We start from the raw sequence: 16,892 nt of genomic DNA, 5'->3' as shown, positions 1-16,892 counted from the left end.
CCTTCGCCATGACCAGCAATGACCCACGCGACCTGGACGGCAAACGCCTGCAGCAAGCCATGCAAACCTTGGGGCGTGACCCCGTGCTACGCGCTCGCCTGATTGCGCTGTTGCGCGAGAGCGAGGCGCAGATCGCCTGCGAAGGCTCGGTGCGGGACGACGTGACCGGTCCTGTGATCGATGCCCTCCATCTGGACACGGACCAGTACGAAAAGGTGCTGGCCGATGGCACGCGCTTTCAGTTCCTGTACCGCACCAAGATCGCTCGCGACTTCCTGTTGTCGGAGTCGGAGCACCCTACCCATGTGTGGGAGCCGCAAACCACCAAGCTGTTGCTGGAGCTGGGCCGCGATCTGCAAGGGGATGTGCTGGTGGGCGGTGCTTACTTTGGCGATCAGGCGGTGCTGGTGGCCCGCCAGCTGGCAGGGCGGGGCCTGCGGGTGCATTGCTTCGAGCCCAACCCCCAGCAGGCGGCCATGCTGCAGCGCAATATCGATATCAACGTACTGAGCAATGTGGAGGTGAACGTGGCCGGGCTGTGGAGCCGCAGCGGCGAACGCATGCGTCTGGATGGCTTTGACTCCTTTGCCAACATGGTCACGGCCCAGGACGGCAGCGGTTTTGAGACTGTGGCGATGGATGACTATGCCCAGCGCCACGGGCGGCGCATCGGCCTGATCCAGCTGGACATCGAGGGCGCAGAGCTGGCCGCGTTGCAAGGGGCCCAGCAGGTGCTGGCGCGTGACCGGCCCCATGTGGTCTTCGAACTGCACCGCACCTATGTGGACTGGAGTAGTGGACTGCGTGCCACACCTCTGTGCCGCCTGTTCCTGGACCTGGGCTATGCCGTTTATGCCGTGCGCGACATCAACTCGCACCGCGAAATGTCTGGCCAGCCGATTGAGCTGGTGCCGCTGGACTCCGTGTACCTGGAAGGCCCGCCACACGGTTTCAACATGCTGGCGGTGTCGGATGCCGCCCGTGTGCAAGGCAGTGCCTTCCGCATTGTTGAAGGGGTCAGCCCCAAGCTGTTGCCGCACAAGGCACCGCACCTGCACCACCCTGTGGGCGGCTTCTGATGGTTTCGGAGCAAGCGCCGTTGGTTGCGCAGGGCCTGCGAGACCTGCAGGGCTTGCGCTTCACGGTGGTCGGTGCCGCGGGCTTTGTGGGCGCCCGCCTGTGTGCGACCCTGCAGGCGCGGGGCGCGCAGGTGTGGGCCCCCGCCCGCCGTGAGCCTTGGCCCTGGCTGGTACCACTAGGGCACGTCATTTATTGCGCGGGGCTCACGGCAGACTATCTGGCGCGTCCTTTCGATACCGTGGAGGCTCATGTCAGCCATCTGGCCCAGGTGTTGGGGTACGGGCTGGAACAGGGGGCGTTGGAGTCTCTGGTCTACCTGTCGTCCACCCGGCTGTATGACGGACAGGGAGAGGGGTTGGCGAACGAGGCCGCCGTGTTACCTCTGGACCCTGCCAGCCCCCGCCACCTGTATGACTTTTCCAAGGGCCTGGGCGAATCCCTGTGCCATGTGGCGGGCCAGGGGCGTGCCCGGGTGGCGCGCCTGGCCTGCGTGTATGAAGGGCCCCTGGATGCCGATGGTTTCCTGCCCGCGCTGCTGCGGCAGGTGCTGGCTGCCCGGAGCGCCGGTGTGGCGCGGGTGGAAGTGTCGTCCTCCCCCCACTTCGCCCGCGACTACGTGCACCTGGATGACGTGGTCGAGGCCCTCATCCGCATTGCCGTATCCGGCCGACAACCTGTCTATAACGTGGCCTCTGGCGTCAATGTGTCCAATGCCAGCCTGTTCGAATGCCTGGCGCGCCGCTGGGGCTGTGAGGTGCTGCCCCTTCTGCAGACCGTGCCTGGCCCTGTGCCGCTGGTGGACATCGAGCGTCTGCGCACCGAGCTGCACTGGCGGCCTCGGTCTCTTTTTGATGTACTGGATGATGTCCTTGCGGCTTGCCAAGGAGACCGCACATGTTGAAGCCCCTGCACTTGTCTCGCACCGAGCTGGCCGCCTATGTGGCCCGCCAATTGGCCACCTTCTACCCCGACGGGCTCAACACCGACGCCCCGGCCGTGCTTGCTGCGCATCTGGATGCGGCGCTACTGCGGCTGGGCCGCTGCATCAACGAAGTGCGGTGGTGGACGCCAGACCAGTTCGATCACCTGCATTCCACCCAATACACGCTGTTTCTCTACTACCTGTCCAACACGATCTGGAAGGCGACGGGCAACCGCACGCTCTGCGCCAAGCTTTTCGGGCTGAACAAGGCGCTCAACGGGATTGATCTGTTCTATGAGATCGACATGCCCGAGGTCATGTTCATCGGCCATTCGGTGGGTATCGTCTTTGCCAAGGCGACCTATGGCAATTACCTGGTGGTCTATCAAAACTCAACGGTGGGAAAGAACCATGGCGCGGCGCCGGTGCTGGGTGAGGGCGTTGTCATGTATGCAGGCACCGCCATCATTGGGGGATGCCAGGTGGGTGATGGCACCGTGATCTCCCAGGGGACGAGTCTGGTCAATGCGGACTCACCGGGCAATTGCACGGTTTACCCAGGGCCCGGTGGGCAGGTGGTCTTCAAAGCGACGCGACGCGACGCGCTTCAGGACATTTTTCGCCGCTAATCTGGGGAGTCTGAGCGCCGGGCTTGCTACACCAAGGTCTTCATGGCTTCGGTGGCATAGCGCAAATAGGTCACAGCAAATTCGGTATGGCCATGCGCGTGTTCGACTTCAGCTAGACACGCCAGTGCCACAGGGTCATGGGGCACTGCGTTGAGCACAATTTCGGCCAGTTCAGTTACGGCGATCCAGTGTTGGCTCTCCATCTTCGTAGCGGCAGACTCGGATTCCGCGCGCTGCGGGGGAGGTGACACCTTTGCCTTGTTCACCAGCATTTGCAGCCGCTGATGGGCCTCACTTAGGGGCACCCGTAGGCCGGGGCGCAGCCCCACCTCCGGTGCGGGTGGGTGGGACCACTCTTCAGGAAGTCCTGGTAACCACGACTCAAGGGCCTTTGCCTGGGCTTGCGCATCGTCCGGATGCTCTGCCTGCGCCAGCCACCGCAGCCACATCACCCGCAGTCCCTCGCCAAAATGATGGTTGAAGATGTCTTCGCGCATGAGGGCCGAAGCCTCCACCTCTGCACGCAGCCCTTGTCGCAAAGCGTTGAGCGCCTGAGCATCAGATGCCAGCGCACACGCGATGCGGACATAGTCTTCGGGGCTTTCCGCCAGCCACTCTGTGCGGTCCAGGTAGGTCAACAGGCTCACGCCCATACGACTTTTGAAGCTATCGCCGACCATGGAGACGATGGGCAATCCCATCCACAGCACATCGAAGGTGGTTGTGCCGCCGGTGAGCGGGAAGGGGTCGAGCGCGATATCGATCCGATGGTAGGTGAGGTATTGGTTGTTGGTGTCCAGGGGGACGAGGTCTAGCCGAGCAGGGTCCAACCCAAGCCCCTGGCAGCGTTGCCGGTACGCATTGGCAAAGTCCGGCCGCTCCATGCCCTTGCCCTCGATGAGCAGGCGCGAGTTGGGTACAGTCTCCAGTACACGGCCCCATAAGCCCAGTACCTCGTCGGTGAGCTTGCCCAGGTTGTTGCACGATCCGAAGGTGATGAAACCGTTTTCCAGAGCGGGGGTGGGACGCACTTGGTAGCGGGGTTGATAACGCCACAGCGGGTTGCGGCTCATGGGACGGTAGCAGGCAAACAGCGTGGGTAAACGGTAGAGCTGCTCGGTGTATTGGTCCTGGGCGTCTGGTGGGTCGGTCACCTCGTCGGTGAACTTGTAGTCCACCGCGCTGAGCCCTGTAGTGGCTGGAAACCCGAGCCAGGTCACTTGCACAGGCGCCGCTTTGTGTGTCATGGCGAGCAATCCATTGTGTCCTGTGTGGCCAGCGAGATCAATCAGGATGTCAATGCCTTGGGCGCGAATGAGTTCCGCTTGCTGTTGTGGGCTGAAGCCCGCGAGGCGCACAAAGTGGTCTGCATGGCGTTCCACCCGCTCTGTAACATGGTCGCTCTTGGGGAAGAGGTAAAAGGCGAACACCTCAAATTGGCGTCTGTCCAGTTGCGCCAGCAGCCCTTCCGTGAAGTACATGACGGCATGGGCGCGAAAGTCGGGAGATAAAAAACCCACCTTCAGACGCCGCCACGGAAGTCCCCGGTGTTCTTCAAAGCGCGGCCAGCTCGGTTGTAGTGGGGGCTCGAATGTGTCGCCAAATTGTCGTGCTGCCGCCGAGAGCTGTTCTGCACTGACATGGGGGTCTGCCAACATGAAAAGCAGCTTGTTGGTGTAGTTGCCCGGATCGTTGGGGCGAAGGGCGATGGCAGTTTCGCAGTCTTGGATTGCCTCGCGCACTTGGCCCAGTTCGCGCCGGTGGATGGCACTTTGCGTGAGTGCTGAAGTGCGGTCCTCCAGGGTAGTTGCCAGAGCAGCCGCCTTTTGGCTGGCCTCGAACCCCTTGCCATGCAAGGTCATCAGGTAGCAGCACTCTGCGAGCTTGATCCATGAAATGGCCTCCTGTGGGCGCAGCTTGCACACCTCTTCCAACAGGGGTAGTGCGTCCTGATTCTGTGCCTGCTCGATAAGCACGTTGGCATAGTTGATCAGCAACTCGGCATCTCCAGGCCAGTATGCATGGGCCTGACGGTACGCCTGGAGCGCGGCTTCGAATTTGCGCTGCTTGCTCAATGCGAAACCCAGCAATCGGTGGGCTTTGAGGTCGCGGCTGTTTTTGCGCAGAACCTGACGGCACAGACGGGTGAGGAGGAGCCAGTCCGCGGCAACAAGCGCGGCATGCAGGCGGGATGCGTACGGTTCGGTGTTTTTGGTGTGCACGATGGCGCCGATCTACGAGCGGGGGGCATTGAAAGCAGTGTGCCATGTGCAAAGGGGCCCACTGGGCCCCTTGCTTCACGCAGCTTCACTGCCCGGTTGTGGGTCAGACCAACTATTTGAGCAGCGACAGCACACCTTGAGGGATCTGGTTGGCCTGGGCCACCATCGCCGTGCCGGCCTGTTGCAGGATCTGTGCGCGCGACAAGTTGGCGGTCTCGGCCGCAAAGTCGGCGTCTTGGATGCGCGAGCGCGATGCGGACAGGTTCTCCGACGTAATCTGCAGGCTGGAGATGCTTGTCTCGAAGCGAGATTGCAGAGCGCCGAGCTTGGCGCGTTCGCCACTGATAAAGGCCAGGGCAGAGTCCACCGTCTTCAGGGCGTTGGTGGCGTTGCTGAAAGTCGTTACATCCAGATCAGCCACTTTTTGCAGCCCTGAGCCGCCGGAAACCAGTTGTCCGTTGTTCGCTTGAGCATTTACCGCGAAGGACTTGTCAGAGTCCAGAGTGATGTAGCCGCCTGCGGTGGCAGTGTCGGCAGTGGCGTTGGATGCCAATGTAATACCAGCAGCACCCACAGACGCGCCAGCGGCGTTGTAAGACGTCACAGTCACATCCGCCGCATTGGCCACCGTGGTATCTGCCACTGAGATGTTGTTGCCCGTATCGTTGGTCAGGATCACTTGGGTTCCGTCCGAGTTCAGCGACGCGTTGATGCCTGTCTTCGCGGATTGCTCATTGATGGCAGATACGGCAGCCGACAGACGGTCTGTGCCGGTGGCTGAGCTGAGCGTGAAAGACACTGAGCGTGCGGTGGTGTTGTCACCCGTCAGATTCAGCGTGTACGAGCCTGCTGCGCTGAAGCCGGCCAGGCGCACCTCCGTACGTGCCGTGGCCGTCACGCCGGTGTTGGCCTTCAGAGCATTGATCTGATCTGCCGTGGCCTTGGCGGTGGCGCCCGCTGCAATGGTGGTCGTGCTGGTGCCAAGGTATCCGCTGATGGCGACCGAACCACCCGCAACGCCATTGGTTGCCGCCGCCACTGCGCCCGACGCAACACCCGCAGCAGCTGAGTTCTGATTGTTTCCGTACACACTGGTGCGCAGGTTGGCCGTGGCCGCCACGATGGTCTGGTTGGCGTTGGCGCCCACCTGGAACTGCTGCGTACCAAAGGTGCCGTCCAGCAATTTCTGGCCGTTGAACTCGGTGGTTTGCGAAATCCGGTCCAGTTCTGCCACCAATTGGCCGACTTCCTGTTGCAGGGCCTGGCGGTCGCCAGCGCTGTTGGATGCGTTGGCCGACTGCACCGCCAGTTCCCGCACCCGCTGCAAGATATTGCCGGCCGACCCCATCGCGCCTTCCGCCACCTGCGCCAGCGAAATCCCATCGTTCGCATTGCGAACCGCCTGGTTGAGGCCGCGGATCTGGCTGGTAAACCGCTCCGAAATGGCCAGACCGGCAGCGTCGTCCTTGGCGCTGTTGATGCGCAGGCCCGACGACAGGCGCTGGATGGCGGTGTTCAGCGATGATTGGCTGGTGCCCAGGTTGCGCTGCGCGGTCAGCGAGCTGATGTTGGTATTGATGGTTGCTGCCATGGCGAAACTCCTTAACGTCGCTAGACGGATCTGTTTGCCGGTTCAAGCGCACCCGTCCGGCTGTCAATGGGGGAACGATGGATGAATTGTGGAGACGCTGCTTTTGGGCGTTTGGGGGATAAGCGGCAAAAAAGTCGCACAACTTGTACGTTTGCCCCTCAAGTTTTCCGGCGGCGACCCGAAAACAATTGCAACGGTCCGTAAGCGGCCCGCCGTTCACCAGATGGCTTGAAAGCACTGGCGAACCCAGGAGGCCAGCGTGGTGCTGGCGCCCCGGCTGGCGGCAACGCCATATTCAGTCAGTTCTTTCTGGAGATTTGCAATGGCTTCCACCATCAATACCAATGTGGCATCGCTCACCGCTCAGCGCAACCTGGGCATGAGCCAGACCTCGCTGAACACCTCTATCCAGCGCTTGTCGTCGGGCCTGCGCATCAACAGCGCCAAGGACGACGCTGCTGGCTTGGCCATTTCGGAGCGGTTTACCAGCCAGATCCGCGGCCTCAACCAGGCGGTTCGCAATGCGAACGATGGTATCTCCTTAGCGCAGACCGCTGAAGGCGCGCTCAAGGCCTCTGGCGATATCTTGCAGCGGGTGCGTGAGCTGGCTGTGCAGTCAGCTAACGCCTCCAACAGCGCCGGCGACCGCCAGGCCCTGCAACAGGAAGTGGGTCAGCTGGTGTCCGAGCTGGACCGCATCTCGCAAACCACGGAATTCAACGGCTCCAAGTTGCTGGACGGCACGTTTGGTACGCAGCAGTTCCAGGTGGGTGCCAACGCCAACCAGACCATCGTGGCGGCCACGGCCAACCTGCGCACCAGCGTGTACGGAAACAACCAAAACGCAGCTTCTGCAGGTATTGCGTCGGGCGCATCGGCAGGCGCAAGCAATGGTGTTGCAGGTGGTTCTGTCGCCATCAGCGGATACCTGGGCACCAGCACGACCACAATCGCAGCGAGTGCCACCGCCAAGGCCACGGCAGACCAGATCAATGCACTGAAGGCCGACACCGGCGTGACGGCCACGGCCCGTACAGAGGTTCGTCTGGGGGGATTTGCCTCTACTGGCTCTTATACGCTGGAGTTGACCGGTGATAACACCACAGCACGTGCCGTATCTTTCACTCTCAGCTCAGCCACCGGCACGGACCGTCTGTCAGCTGCCGTGTCTGCCATCAACGAGCAATCGGCAAAGACGGGTGTCAATGCCTCGTTGAGTTCTGATGGCACCCAAGTCATTCTGACCAACAACACGGGCAACAACATCTCAGTGGCAGATACCACGGTGGACAATGCAGCGGCTGTGACAGTGACGTCATACAACGCGGCTGGAACGGCAGTAGGGGCTGCTGTCACCTTGGCTACCGGCGGGGCAGCACAAACTGCCACTGCAGGTGGCTACATCACCCTGGACTCTGACAAGTCCTTCTCGGTGAATGCAGCAGCGAACAACGGGCAACTGGTTTCTGGTGGTTCGGCGCTGCAAAAAGTGGCTGATCTGGACGTAACGACTTTCAGCAACGCCACCAACGCCCTGAAGACGGTGGACTCTGCGCTGGCCTTCATCAACGGTGAGCGTGCCAAGCTCGGTGCTCTGCAATCGCGCTTTGAAACGTCGATCAGCAATCTGCAAGTGACGTCGGAAAACCTTTCTTCCTCGCGTTCGCGTATTCTGGATGCCGACTTCGCCGCAGAAACGGCCAACCTGTCGCGTGCCCAGATCCTGCAACAGGCCGGTACGGCAATGGTGGCCCAGGCCAACCAGCTGCCCCAAGGTGTGTTGGCCCTGCTGCGTTAAGCGGCGGGCATGGCAGCCAGGGCGTTGCAGCGCCCTGGTGGACCCCAGGCGGCGGCAGATTTCTGTCGCCGCCCTTTGGCTTTTTGGAAGGCGGGTGCCAGGACCGCTGGATAAGACGGGTTTCCTGGCGTGTTTACGGACGTTCTTGATCGCCGTTCGGCGCCATAATTTCCGTTGGACCAGTTCAGGAGGTTTGTATGGCAACCATTTCATCCCCAGGCGTCGGCACGAACGGACTTGATGTCAAGAGCATCATTTCCCAGTTGGTCACCCTGGAAAAGAGGCCCCTGGACACGCTGAAATTGCAAGCGGCCACGGTCAATACCAAGATTTCTGCCTTTGGACAGATCAAGTCGCTGGTGTCCACGCTGCAGGACGCAGCGGGCAAGCTCACCAGCGTGACCGGTTGGAATGGCGTGGCCACCACGTCGTCCGACTCCAAATTTGTTTCCGCCACCGCAGTAGGGGGCACGCTGCCCACCACGTTCAGTGTCGAGGTCCAGAGCCTTGCCAAGGCGCAGGCCACCGCATCGGCTGCTTTGCTGCCCGTGGGTGGTGCGCTCGGATCCGGTACGCTGCGCCTCGAACTGGGCAAGTGGAGTGTTGCACCCGCGTCGTTCACACCTGGCAGCGGTCAGCCCGTAGACATCACTATCAGTGCGAGCGACAAGCTGTCGGACGTGGCCAGCAAGATCAATGGTGCCAATGCAGGGGTAACGGCGTCGGTACTCAGTGATGCGTCGGGCGAGCGCTTGCTGCTGCGCAGCAAGAGCACTGGTGAGGAGTTCGGGTTTCGCCTGAGTGTCATGGAGGGCGGCGACACCAACCCCCAGAGTGCGGGCAACACCGACGCCACTGGCCTTTCGCGCCTGGTCAACGGCTCCACGGTCACGCAGGCGGCCGCCAACGCCAAGGCCACGGTCAACGGGATCGCGGTGTCTTCGGCCACCAATACGTTTGCCTCCACGATTTCGGGCGTGACTTTCAAGGCCGAGCAAGTGACGACGGCTCCCATTGATATCACCGTGAGCAAGGACAACTCCGCGATCCAGTCCAACATTGATGGATTCGTGAAGGCCTACAACGCCATCAACCAGTTGCTCCAGGACGCCACCAAGTATGACGCCGCTACCAAGTCGGCAGGGTTACTGCAAGGTGACTCGACGGCCGTAGCGCTGCAAAACTCCCTGCGCAACGCCATCCAGTCGGTCACTACAGGGGGCGGTGCTTTCCAGCGGTTGGCGGACATTGGCATTACCCAGCAGCTGGGCGGAGACCTGGTGGTTGATTCCTCCAAGCTCACCAAGGCGCTGTCTGAGAACCCCGACGATGTGAAAAACCTGTTCCGCAATACCGGTGGCGGCTCCGCCGATGGAATTGCCGTCCAGCTGAAGGCGTTGACCACCAACCTGCTCTCCAACGACGGTTTCTTCAAATCCAAGGATGCCACCTTGCAGCTGAGCCTTAAGCGCAACAGTCAGGACCAGACGCGGGTGAATGAGAAGGTCGAGGCATTTGAAAAGCGCATCACACAGCGGTATAACGCGCTCGATACCCAGCTGAGCAGCCTCAATGGCCTGAACGCGTATATCTCACAGCAGGTCACTGCCTGGAACAAATCGACTGGTTAATCAGGGGCTTCAGTTTTCCTGGCACATGCCGATAACTTAAGTAATACCTCGGAAGGATTGTCAGCATGTTCAGCGCCTACAGCCCCCGTGCAGCCAACGCTTACCAGCGTATCAATGTGGAAACCAGCATGCACACGATGGACCAGCACCAGTTGGTCAGTCTGCTGTATGAAGGTGTCCTCAATGCCATCGCCACGGCACGTGGCGCCCTGGCACGTGGTGATGTGCTGGCCAAAGTCAATGCCATCTCCAAGGCCGTGCGCATTCTGGAGGAGGGCCTGAGCACCTCGCTCGACAAAGTCGATGGGGGCGAACTGGCCGAAAACCTGGGTGCACTGTACGACTACTGCATGCGCCGCCTGATCCTGGCCAACGCCCGCAACGACGACGCCATCATGCAAGAAGTCATGCGCCTGATCGAGCCCGTGGCCCAAGGCTGGAACGAAATCAAGAAAACCGGCACCGCGGCTTCGTCCGATGCGCCCGCCGCCACTGGCCAGCCTGTGCTGGTGGAGGCATAACCATGTCACACATGCTTATTGACTATTACAAGGCGATTGAAGACAGCAGCGCCAAGATGCTGGAGGCCGCCAAGCTCAAGGACTGGGATGGGGTGGTGCGCTACGAAGGCGCCTGCGCCGTGCTGATTGAGCAGCTGCGCTTCAAGTCGCAAGAGCACGAGCTGCTGCCCGAGCACAAACGTGAGAAGACCCGCATCATGCAGCGCATCCTGCGCAACGATGCCCAGATTCGCTGCCTCGCTGAGCCCTGGCTGGCGCAGTTTGAACATTTGTTTGAAGGCCAGCCGCAGATGATGCATTGAGGCAGGCGCCGAGCCCAAAACTAAGCCGACCGCGAGGTCGGCTTTTTTGCGGATAAAAATCGCCTGAAGCACTTATAAATAAAGCGTATTAAGCTATCAAATTGATAGTAAAAAATCGGCCCCCGCCGCATGGAGCGAGTACGCCTTGGGTGGACGCAGCAAGGTCGCCGGTTGGGAGCGCTGCGCCCCCGTGATCGCATGCAAAAAAGTGCCTCTAGGGCTTATCCAAAAATCGCAGGTAGCTATCAAATTAGGGGTTTTCCGAGTCCCTGCTGTTCGATACTGGCGCGCCCCAAGGCCAGGGATGCCAAGCAAGGGCCGCCCCGCAGCGAGGGCATCGTCCCCTTGCCCACAGCGCGCAGCGCTGTGAGAGCGAGGGGAAGCGGCGCAGCAGCTCAGGGGAGTGCCGCTGCTATACCTGCATGTTCATGATGTCGGTATAGGCTTGCACCATCCGGTTGCGCACATGCAGCGTGGCTTGAAAGCCGATCTGGGCCTTCTGGATCGCCACCATGGTTTCTTCGAGGCTGACAGAAGGGTTTTCCATCTGCACCTCGGTCTGCAGGTTTGAAGAGCGGTTTTGTGCGGCGCTGACCGACTGCAGTGCGCCTTTGAGCGCCCCCGAGAAACCCACGTCATTGGCGTCGTTTTGCGGCGCTGCAGCACGGCGCGCCACGCCAGCGCCCGTGAGCGGGGCGGTAGAGCTTGAGATGCGAAGGTCCATGGCTGTGTCCGTGGGAATGGCGGTATGCTGCGTATCCTAGCCATCGCGCCGGGACCCATCGCTCTGAATTGATGGCCAAACGCGCGGCTTATCCAGCGAACATTTTGGAGGCGTGACCGAATAATCGACCCCACGCTTTGGTCCTTGCCGGGCCACCCTACTGGAAAGCAAGATGTCTGCAGTTGCTGAAATTCCTCTCACCCCCCCTGCCAGCCCGAACTGGCTGCAGCGGCTGTCTGCCCTCGACAGGGCGCAGCGCATGCGGCTGGGTGTGGGCGCGGCGCTGCTGGTGGCGGTGGCCATCGCGGCCATCGTGCTGGGGCGCCAGCCGGATTACCGCGTGCTGTTTGCCAATCTGAACGACAAAGATGGCGGTGCCATCGTGGCCCAGTTGTCGCAGATGAATGTGCCTTATAAGCACGCCGATGGCGGTGGTGCCATCCTGATCCCTGCAGACCGCGTGCATGATGTGCGCCTGCGCCTGGCCACCCAGGGCTTGCCCAAGGGTTCGGTGGCGGGTTTCGAACTGATGGAATCCAGCAAATTTGGGATGACCCAGTTCCAGGAGCGCCTGAACTTTCAGCGGGGCCTCGAGGGCGAACTCACGCGCTCCATCCAGGCGCTGTCGTCGGTGCAAGGTGCGCGGGTGCATTTGGCGCTTCCCAACCAGAACGGATTTTTCCGGGAGCAGCAAAAGCCTTCGGCGTCGGTGCTGGTGAGCCTGCACCCGGGCCGTATTCTGGACCGGGCGCAGCTGGCGGGCATCGTGCACCTGGTGGCTTCCAGCGTGCCAGAGCTGTCTCCTTCCGCCGTGAGCGTGCTGGACGATACAGGCAAGCTGCTGTCCCAGTCGCCCGATACCGCCGCTGGAAACGGTGTGGATGCGCAGCAACTGCTGTATGTGCAGCAGATCGAACAGCAGTACACCCGCCGCATCCTGGACATCCTGGAGCCCGTGGTGGGCCGAGACAACGTCAAGGCGCAGGTGACGGCCGAGGTGGATTTCACCCAGACCGAATCCACCTCCGAGCAGCACCGGCCCAACCTGGCCACCGATGCCAGCGCCATCCGCAGCCAGCAGGTGGTGGAAAGCACAGGCCCCCAAGGCAATCCGCTGCCCACTGGTGTGCCGGGCGCCACGACCAACCAGCCCCCTGCACCGTCTGCCGCGCCCATCAATGGCGCCAACCCGCCGCCCACCGCCGCCGGCCAGCAGGCCCAGGGCGCCCAGGCTGTGGGCAGCAAGCGCGAATCCATCACCAACTACGAGGTTGACAAGACGGTGCGCGTCACGCGCGGCGGCAGTGGAGCCCTCAAGCGGGTGAGCGCGGCGGTGGTGGTCAACTACCAGTCCACGGAAGACAAGGGCAAGACCGTGTCGAAGGCGCTCACACCCGAGCAACTGGAGCAGATGACGGCGCTGGTGCGCGAGACCATTGGCTTCAACCGGGATCGCGGCGACTCCGTCAACCTCATGAACACACCGTTCCAAGTGACCGCAACGCCAACCAGCGACATTCCGCTGTGGAAGCAGCCTGAAGTGATCGATCTGGCCAAGTCGTTTGCCTGGCCGGTGGGTGCGGTGCTGTTTGCGGCCCTGGTGCTGATGGGCTTGGTGCGTCCGGCCCTCAAGGGCACTGGCGCGGCGGCCAAGCCCCGTGCCATCCCGGTGGCCGGTGGCCAGCTGGATGCCGTGGAGTCCGAAACGCCCGAACGCCCAGCGCTGCCTGCGCCCGCCAAGAAAAACGAGGTGCTTCCTGCCACGCCGGAGCAATTGCGTCTGGAAGAGGCGCGCGTGCTGGCCAAGGAGAACCCGGTGGCTGTGGCCAATATCCTGAAGACCTGGCTGAACGGCGAGCCGGTCTAATTACCGACACCACGGACGACGACCATGGACGACCAAGGACTCAACGACGCCGCCATCATGCTGATGTCCCTCGGCGAGGAAGAGGCTGCCGAAGTGTTCAAGCACTTCTCGCCCAAGGAAGTGCAGAAACTCGGCGAAACCATTGCGCGCATGCGCTCGGTATCGCGCGAGAAAGTGGACGAGGTCATCAACAAGTTCTCCGGCGCCGCTGCTGCGCAGAGCCTGCTGGTGTCCGACACCGGTAATTACGTGCGCGCCGTGCTGCGCCGCGCGCTGGGCGACGACAAGGCGGGCCTGCTCATCGACCGCATCCTGCAGGGCGGCGACGTGTCGGGCATCGAGAGCCTCAAGTGGATGGACCCACTGTCGGTGGCTGAACTGCTGCGCAACGAACATCCCCAGATCGTCGCAGCCATCCTGGTGCACCTGGACAGCGACCAGGCGTCGGGCATCCTGATGCACCTCACTGACCGTCAGCGCAGTGAGATTTTGCTGCGCGTGGCCACGCTGGAAGGCATTCAGCCGACGGCGCTCAAGGACCTGAACGAGGTGCTGTTCAAGGTGCTGGCGGGTGGTGACAAGATCCGCAAGAGCTCGCTGGGCGGCGTCAAGGCTGCGGCCGAGATCATCAACCTGCTGGGCGGCAACATGGATGCCGTGGTGCTCGAATCCATCCGGGGTTACGACCCCGATCTGGCCCAGAAGATCATGGACAAGATGTTCGTGTTCGAAGACGTGCTCAAGCTCGACGACAAGGCAATCCAGACTGTGCTCAAGGAAGTGGCGTCCGAAACGCTCATCGTGGCACTCAAGGGAGCAGTGCCCGAGCTGCGCGAGAAGTTCCTGTCGAACATGTCCTCGCGTGCCTCCGAGGCATTGCGCGAAGACCTCGAATCGCGCGGCCCGATGCGGTTGTCCGAGGTCGAGGCTCAGCAGAAGGAAATCCTGAAGACCGTGCGTCGCTTGTCGGACGAGGGTCAAATCGTGATTGGATCCGGCGGTGATGATGCCTTCGTCTAGCCAGCGCTCTTATTCGCGCTTCATTCCCAGCGAGGAAGTGGGCGATTTCACGCAGTGGAAGTTTGGTGCGGTGGACGGCTCCGACCTGGTTGAACCAGCGGAGCCCGAGCCTGTGGCGGAGATTCCGGTCGAAATTGATGAGGCTGCGCAGCAGGCACTGATTCAGCAGGCATGTGATGACGCCTATGCTGAGGGCTTTGCCCAGGGGCAGGCCCAAACGGCGCTGGAATGGCAGCGGCGCATGGACGAATACATTGCCCAGCAAGGGCATGAAACGGCGCAGCGGCTGCAGAGCGTGGTGCAGACCCTCGATGCAAGCCTGATCGACATGCAGCAGCAGATGGCCCAGCAACTGCTGGAGCTGGCCTGTGACATTGCGCGCCAGGTGGTGCGCCAGGAACTGTCCGTCAACCCCAACGCCTTGCAGCCCGTGGTGAGGGAGGCGGTAGGCATGCTGGTGACCGAGGGGCGGCCTGCCGTGGTCCGCCTGAACCCTGCAGATATGGAGGCGATGGCCCAGCCTCTGCGCGAAGAAATCGATGCCCCCGGTGTGCAGTGGATGGCGGATGCTGCGGTGCCGCCGGGTGGCTGCCTGGTGGAATCAGCCGGTACGGCGGTGGACGGCAGCCTTGACAAACGCTGGCAGCGGGCCATTGCCGCACTGGGGCTCCAGTCGCCATGGCAAGAGGAAGAAGAGGGCAGTGATGGCCGTTGAATCTCCTTCTGCCTGGACACGCCTGATGGACGACGCGCGTGCGCGCGTCGCTGAGGGCGCGCCGCTGGAGATGCGTGGCACGCTGACCCGGCTGACGGGCCTGGTGCTGGAGGCTGTGGGCATCCGCGTGCCCGTGGGCTCGCAGTGCATGGTCCAGATGCCGGGGCATGCCCCCGTGCTGGCAGAAGTGGTGGGTTTTTCCGCGGATCGCGCTTTTCTGATGCCTGCGGGAGATATCCACGGACTCTCCAGTGGTGCCAGTGTGGTGCCCGCTGCGCCCTACATCCCCATCCCCCGTCTCGGCGAGCCCGCGCGGGCCATCCAGCGTGCGGGTGTACTGCGCTTGCCGATGGGCGAAGGCCTGTTGGGCCGGGTGGTGGATGCGCAGGGACTGCCGCTGGACCATGGCGGGCCCGTGCAGGACGTGGTGTCTGAGCCCATGGGGCGCCGCCAGATCAATGCCATGGACCGGGACCCTGTGCGCGAATCGCTGGACACGGGCGTGCGCGCCATCAATGCCCTGCTTACCGTGGGGCGTGGGCAGCGCCTGGGTTTGTTTGCCGGTTCAGGGGTGGGCAAAAGCGTCTTGCTGGGCATGATGGCCCGCTACACACAGGCAGATGTGATCGTGGTGGGGCTTATTGGCGAGCGGGGGCGCGAGGTCAAGGAATTCGTGGAAGACATTTTGGGTGAGGATGGCCGTGCGCGATCGGTCGTGGTGGCGGCGCCTGCTGATGCGCCGCCGCTCTTGCGCATGCAGGGGGCTGCATATGCCACGGCGGTTGCCGAGCACTTTCGGGACAAGGGCAAGCATGTGCTGCTGCTCATGGATTCGCTCACCCGCTATGCCATGGCGCAGCGCGAAATTGCGCTGGCCATCGGTGAGCCTCCCGCCACCAAGGGCTATCCGCCCTCCTGCTTTGCCAAGCTTCCGCAACTGGTGGAGCGCAGTGGCAATGGGCTGCACGGGGTTGGCTCGATCACGGCTTTCTACACGGTGCTGTCTGAGGGCGATGACCAGCAAGACCCGATCGCTGACGCGGCGCGTGCGATTCTGGATGGGCACATCGTGCTGTCGCGGGCTTTGGCCGAGACGGGGCATTTCCCCGCCATCGACATCGAGCAGTCTGCATCCCGCGTGATGCACAACGTGGTGTCGCGCGGGCATTTTGATCTGGCGCGACGCTTTCGGGCGGTGTATTCGCGCTACCAGAAGAGCCGGGATCTGGTGCAGGTCGGTGCGTACATGAGCGGCTCCGATCCCGCCCTGGACGAAGCCATTCGCCTGCAGCCGCAGATGGCCGCCTTCTTGCAGCAGGACATGTTCGAGGCCGCCTCGATGGACCAGAGCGTGGCGGGCATGGCAGCGGTGTTGGACCATTGAACACCTGGGGTAGTCAGCCATGTCCAGCCTGAACTCGCTCGCCGTCGCTGTGGAAGTCGCCTCCCGCAAGCGGGACGACGCGCGCCAGGCGCTGCAAGACATGTTGGCTGCGCAGCAGGCGGCGCGTGCCCAGCTCGACCAGCTGGAAGATTACGCCCGAGAGACCCAGGCGCGTTGGGGCATGAAGGCCGATACCACGATGAAGCCCGAGGTGATGTACCACCACTACCAGTTCATGGACCGCCTGGGCCACGCGGCGGGTGTCCAGAATGGTGTGGTGGGAGACCACGCCCATCGGGTGGAGGCCGCCAGGCGCGCCTTGCTGGAGGCGGAATTGCGTCTGGCAAGCCTGCGCAAGGTCATGGAAAAGCGGCGCCACGACCTGGAGTTGGCCGAAATGCGAAGAGATCAGAAACAAACCGATGAGCGGGCTGCGTTGCAGTACCGCAGTGCGATTCAGGGCTCTGAGGGCCGGGAGTATTGACC

15 protein-coding genes are annotated in these 16,892 nt (G+C 62.2%); 12 read left to right on the top strand and 3 right to left on the bottom strand.

Annotated features, from left to right (window positions below; all coding sequences use genetic code 11):
* Window positions 1-8 precede the first annotated feature (8 nt).
* From NFX52_RS09755 to NFX52_RS09745, 3 genes are read left to right on the top strand one after another with little or no spacing between them, the layout of a single operon-like run.
* The gene (locus NFX52_RS09755; RefSeq protein WP_238385602.1) at window positions 9-1,079 is read left to right on the top strand and encodes an FkbM family methyltransferase; all 1,071 of its coding nucleotides are present in this window, start codon (window positions 9-11) and stop codon (window positions 1,077-1,079) included.
* Window positions 1,079-1,981, top strand: coding sequence for an NAD-dependent epimerase/dehydratase family protein (locus NFX52_RS09750; protein ID WP_252635618.1), 903 nt, complete (start codon window positions 1,079-1,081; stop codon window positions 1,979-1,981). Before NFX52_RS09755 ends, NFX52_RS09750 begins: the two co-directional genes overlap by 1 nt.
* Complete coding sequence (locus tag NFX52_RS09745; protein WP_238385601.1) at window positions 1,975-2,631, top strand: LbetaH domain-containing protein; 657 nt, start codon at window positions 1,975-1,977, stop codon at window positions 2,629-2,631. Before NFX52_RS09750 ends, NFX52_RS09745 begins: the two co-directional genes overlap by 7 nt.
* A gap of 26 nt (window positions 2,632-2,657) precedes the next feature.
* On the opposite strand, the gene NFX52_RS09740 is transcribed toward NFX52_RS09745, so the two are convergent.
* Both NFX52_RS09740 and NFX52_RS09735 read right to left on the bottom strand, forming a co-directional pair.
* On the bottom strand, window positions 2,658-4,853 hold the full coding sequence (locus tag NFX52_RS09740; protein WP_055398293.1) for an O-linked N-acetylglucosamine transferase, SPINDLY family protein: 2,196 nt from the start codon (window positions 4,851-4,853) through the stop codon (window positions 2,658-2,660).
* Between the two features lie 112 nt (window positions 4,854-4,965).
* Entirely contained in the window at window positions 4,966-6,444 is a 1,479-nt protein-coding gene (locus NFX52_RS09735) for a flagellin N-terminal helical domain-containing protein (protein WP_055398292.1), read from the bottom strand.
* Window positions 6,445-6,766: 322 nt separating this feature from the next.
* Between NFX52_RS09735 and NFX52_RS09730 the strand changes: the two genes are divergently transcribed.
* The 4 genes from NFX52_RS09730 to NFX52_RS09715 all read left to right on the top strand — a co-directional run bounded on the left by NFX52_RS09730 (window position 6,767) and on the right by NFX52_RS09715 (window position 10,696).
* On the top strand, window positions 6,767-8,242 hold the full coding sequence (locus tag NFX52_RS09730; protein ID WP_055398291.1) for a flagellin N-terminal helical domain-containing protein: 1,476 nt from the start codon (window positions 6,767-6,769) through the stop codon (window positions 8,240-8,242).
* A 197-nt stretch (window positions 8,243-8,439) separates the two neighbouring features.
* The gene (gene fliD, locus NFX52_RS09725; RefSeq protein ID WP_055398290.1) at window positions 8,440-9,873 is read left to right on the top strand and encodes a flagellar filament capping protein FliD; all 1,434 of its coding nucleotides are present in this window, start codon (window positions 8,440-8,442) and stop codon (window positions 9,871-9,873) included.
* Between the two features lie 65 nt (window positions 9,874-9,938).
* Window positions 9,939-10,394 carry a flagellar export chaperone FliS gene (fliS, locus tag NFX52_RS09720; RefSeq protein ID WP_055398289.1) on the top strand — a complete coding sequence of 152 codons (456 nt, stop codon included), beginning with the start codon at window positions 9,939-9,941 and terminating at the stop codon, window positions 10,392-10,394.
* A 2-nt stretch (window positions 10,395-10,396) separates the two neighbouring features.
* Window positions 10,397-10,696 carry a flagellar protein FliT gene (locus tag NFX52_RS09715; RefSeq protein WP_010466046.1) on the top strand — a complete coding sequence of 100 codons (300 nt, stop codon included), beginning with the start codon at window positions 10,397-10,399 and terminating at the stop codon, window positions 10,694-10,696.
* Window positions 10,697-11,108: 412 nt separating this feature from the next.
* Here NFX52_RS09715 and fliE read toward each other — a convergent pair whose 3' ends face one another.
* Window positions 11,109-11,420, bottom strand: a complete 312-nt coding sequence (fliE, locus tag NFX52_RS09710) for a flagellar hook-basal body complex protein FliE (RefSeq protein ID WP_055398288.1) — start codon at window positions 11,418-11,420, stop codon at window positions 11,109-11,111.
* Window positions 11,421-11,592: 172 nt separating this feature from the next.
* Between fliE and fliF the strand changes: the two genes are divergently transcribed.
* Genes fliF through fliJ form a run of 5 tightly spaced genes read left to right on the top strand, consistent with a single transcriptional unit; the run spans window position 11,593 to window position 16,890 of the window.
* Entirely contained in the window at window positions 11,593-13,287 is a 1,695-nt protein-coding gene (gene fliF / locus NFX52_RS09705) for a flagellar basal-body MS-ring/collar protein FliF (RefSeq protein ID WP_055398287.1), read from the top strand.
* 24 nt (window positions 13,288-13,311) lie between these two features.
* Complete coding sequence (fliG, locus tag NFX52_RS09700) at window positions 13,312-14,307, top strand: flagellar motor switch protein FliG (protein WP_055398286.1); 996 nt, start codon at window positions 13,312-13,314, stop codon at window positions 14,305-14,307.
* Window positions 14,291-15,022, top strand: a complete 732-nt coding sequence (locus NFX52_RS09695) for a FliH/SctL family protein (protein WP_055398285.1) — start codon at window positions 14,291-14,293, stop codon at window positions 15,020-15,022. The genes fliG and NFX52_RS09695 overlap by 17 nt, the downstream gene beginning before the upstream one ends.
* A complete protein-coding gene (fliI, locus tag NFX52_RS09690; RefSeq protein WP_055398284.1) occupies window positions 15,012-16,406 on the top strand; it encodes a flagellar protein export ATPase FliI in 1,395 nt (464 codons plus the stop codon). Before NFX52_RS09695 ends, fliI begins: the two co-directional genes overlap by 11 nt.
* Window positions 16,407-16,425: 19 nt before the next feature.
* Window positions 16,426-16,890: a flagellar export protein FliJ gene (gene fliJ / locus NFX52_RS09685; RefSeq protein WP_055398283.1), complete on the top strand. Its 465-nt coding sequence runs from the start codon at window positions 16,426-16,428 to the stop codon at window positions 16,888-16,890.
* Window positions 16,891-16,892: the final 2 nt, after the last annotated feature.

The sequence above is a fragment of the Acidovorax facilis genome (genome assembly GCF_023913775.1).
Lineage (GTDB): Bacteria > Pseudomonadota > Gammaproteobacteria > Burkholderiales > Burkholderiaceae_C > Acidovorax > Acidovorax facilis.
This window is presented reverse-complemented; position numbering and strand designations above follow the sequence as displayed.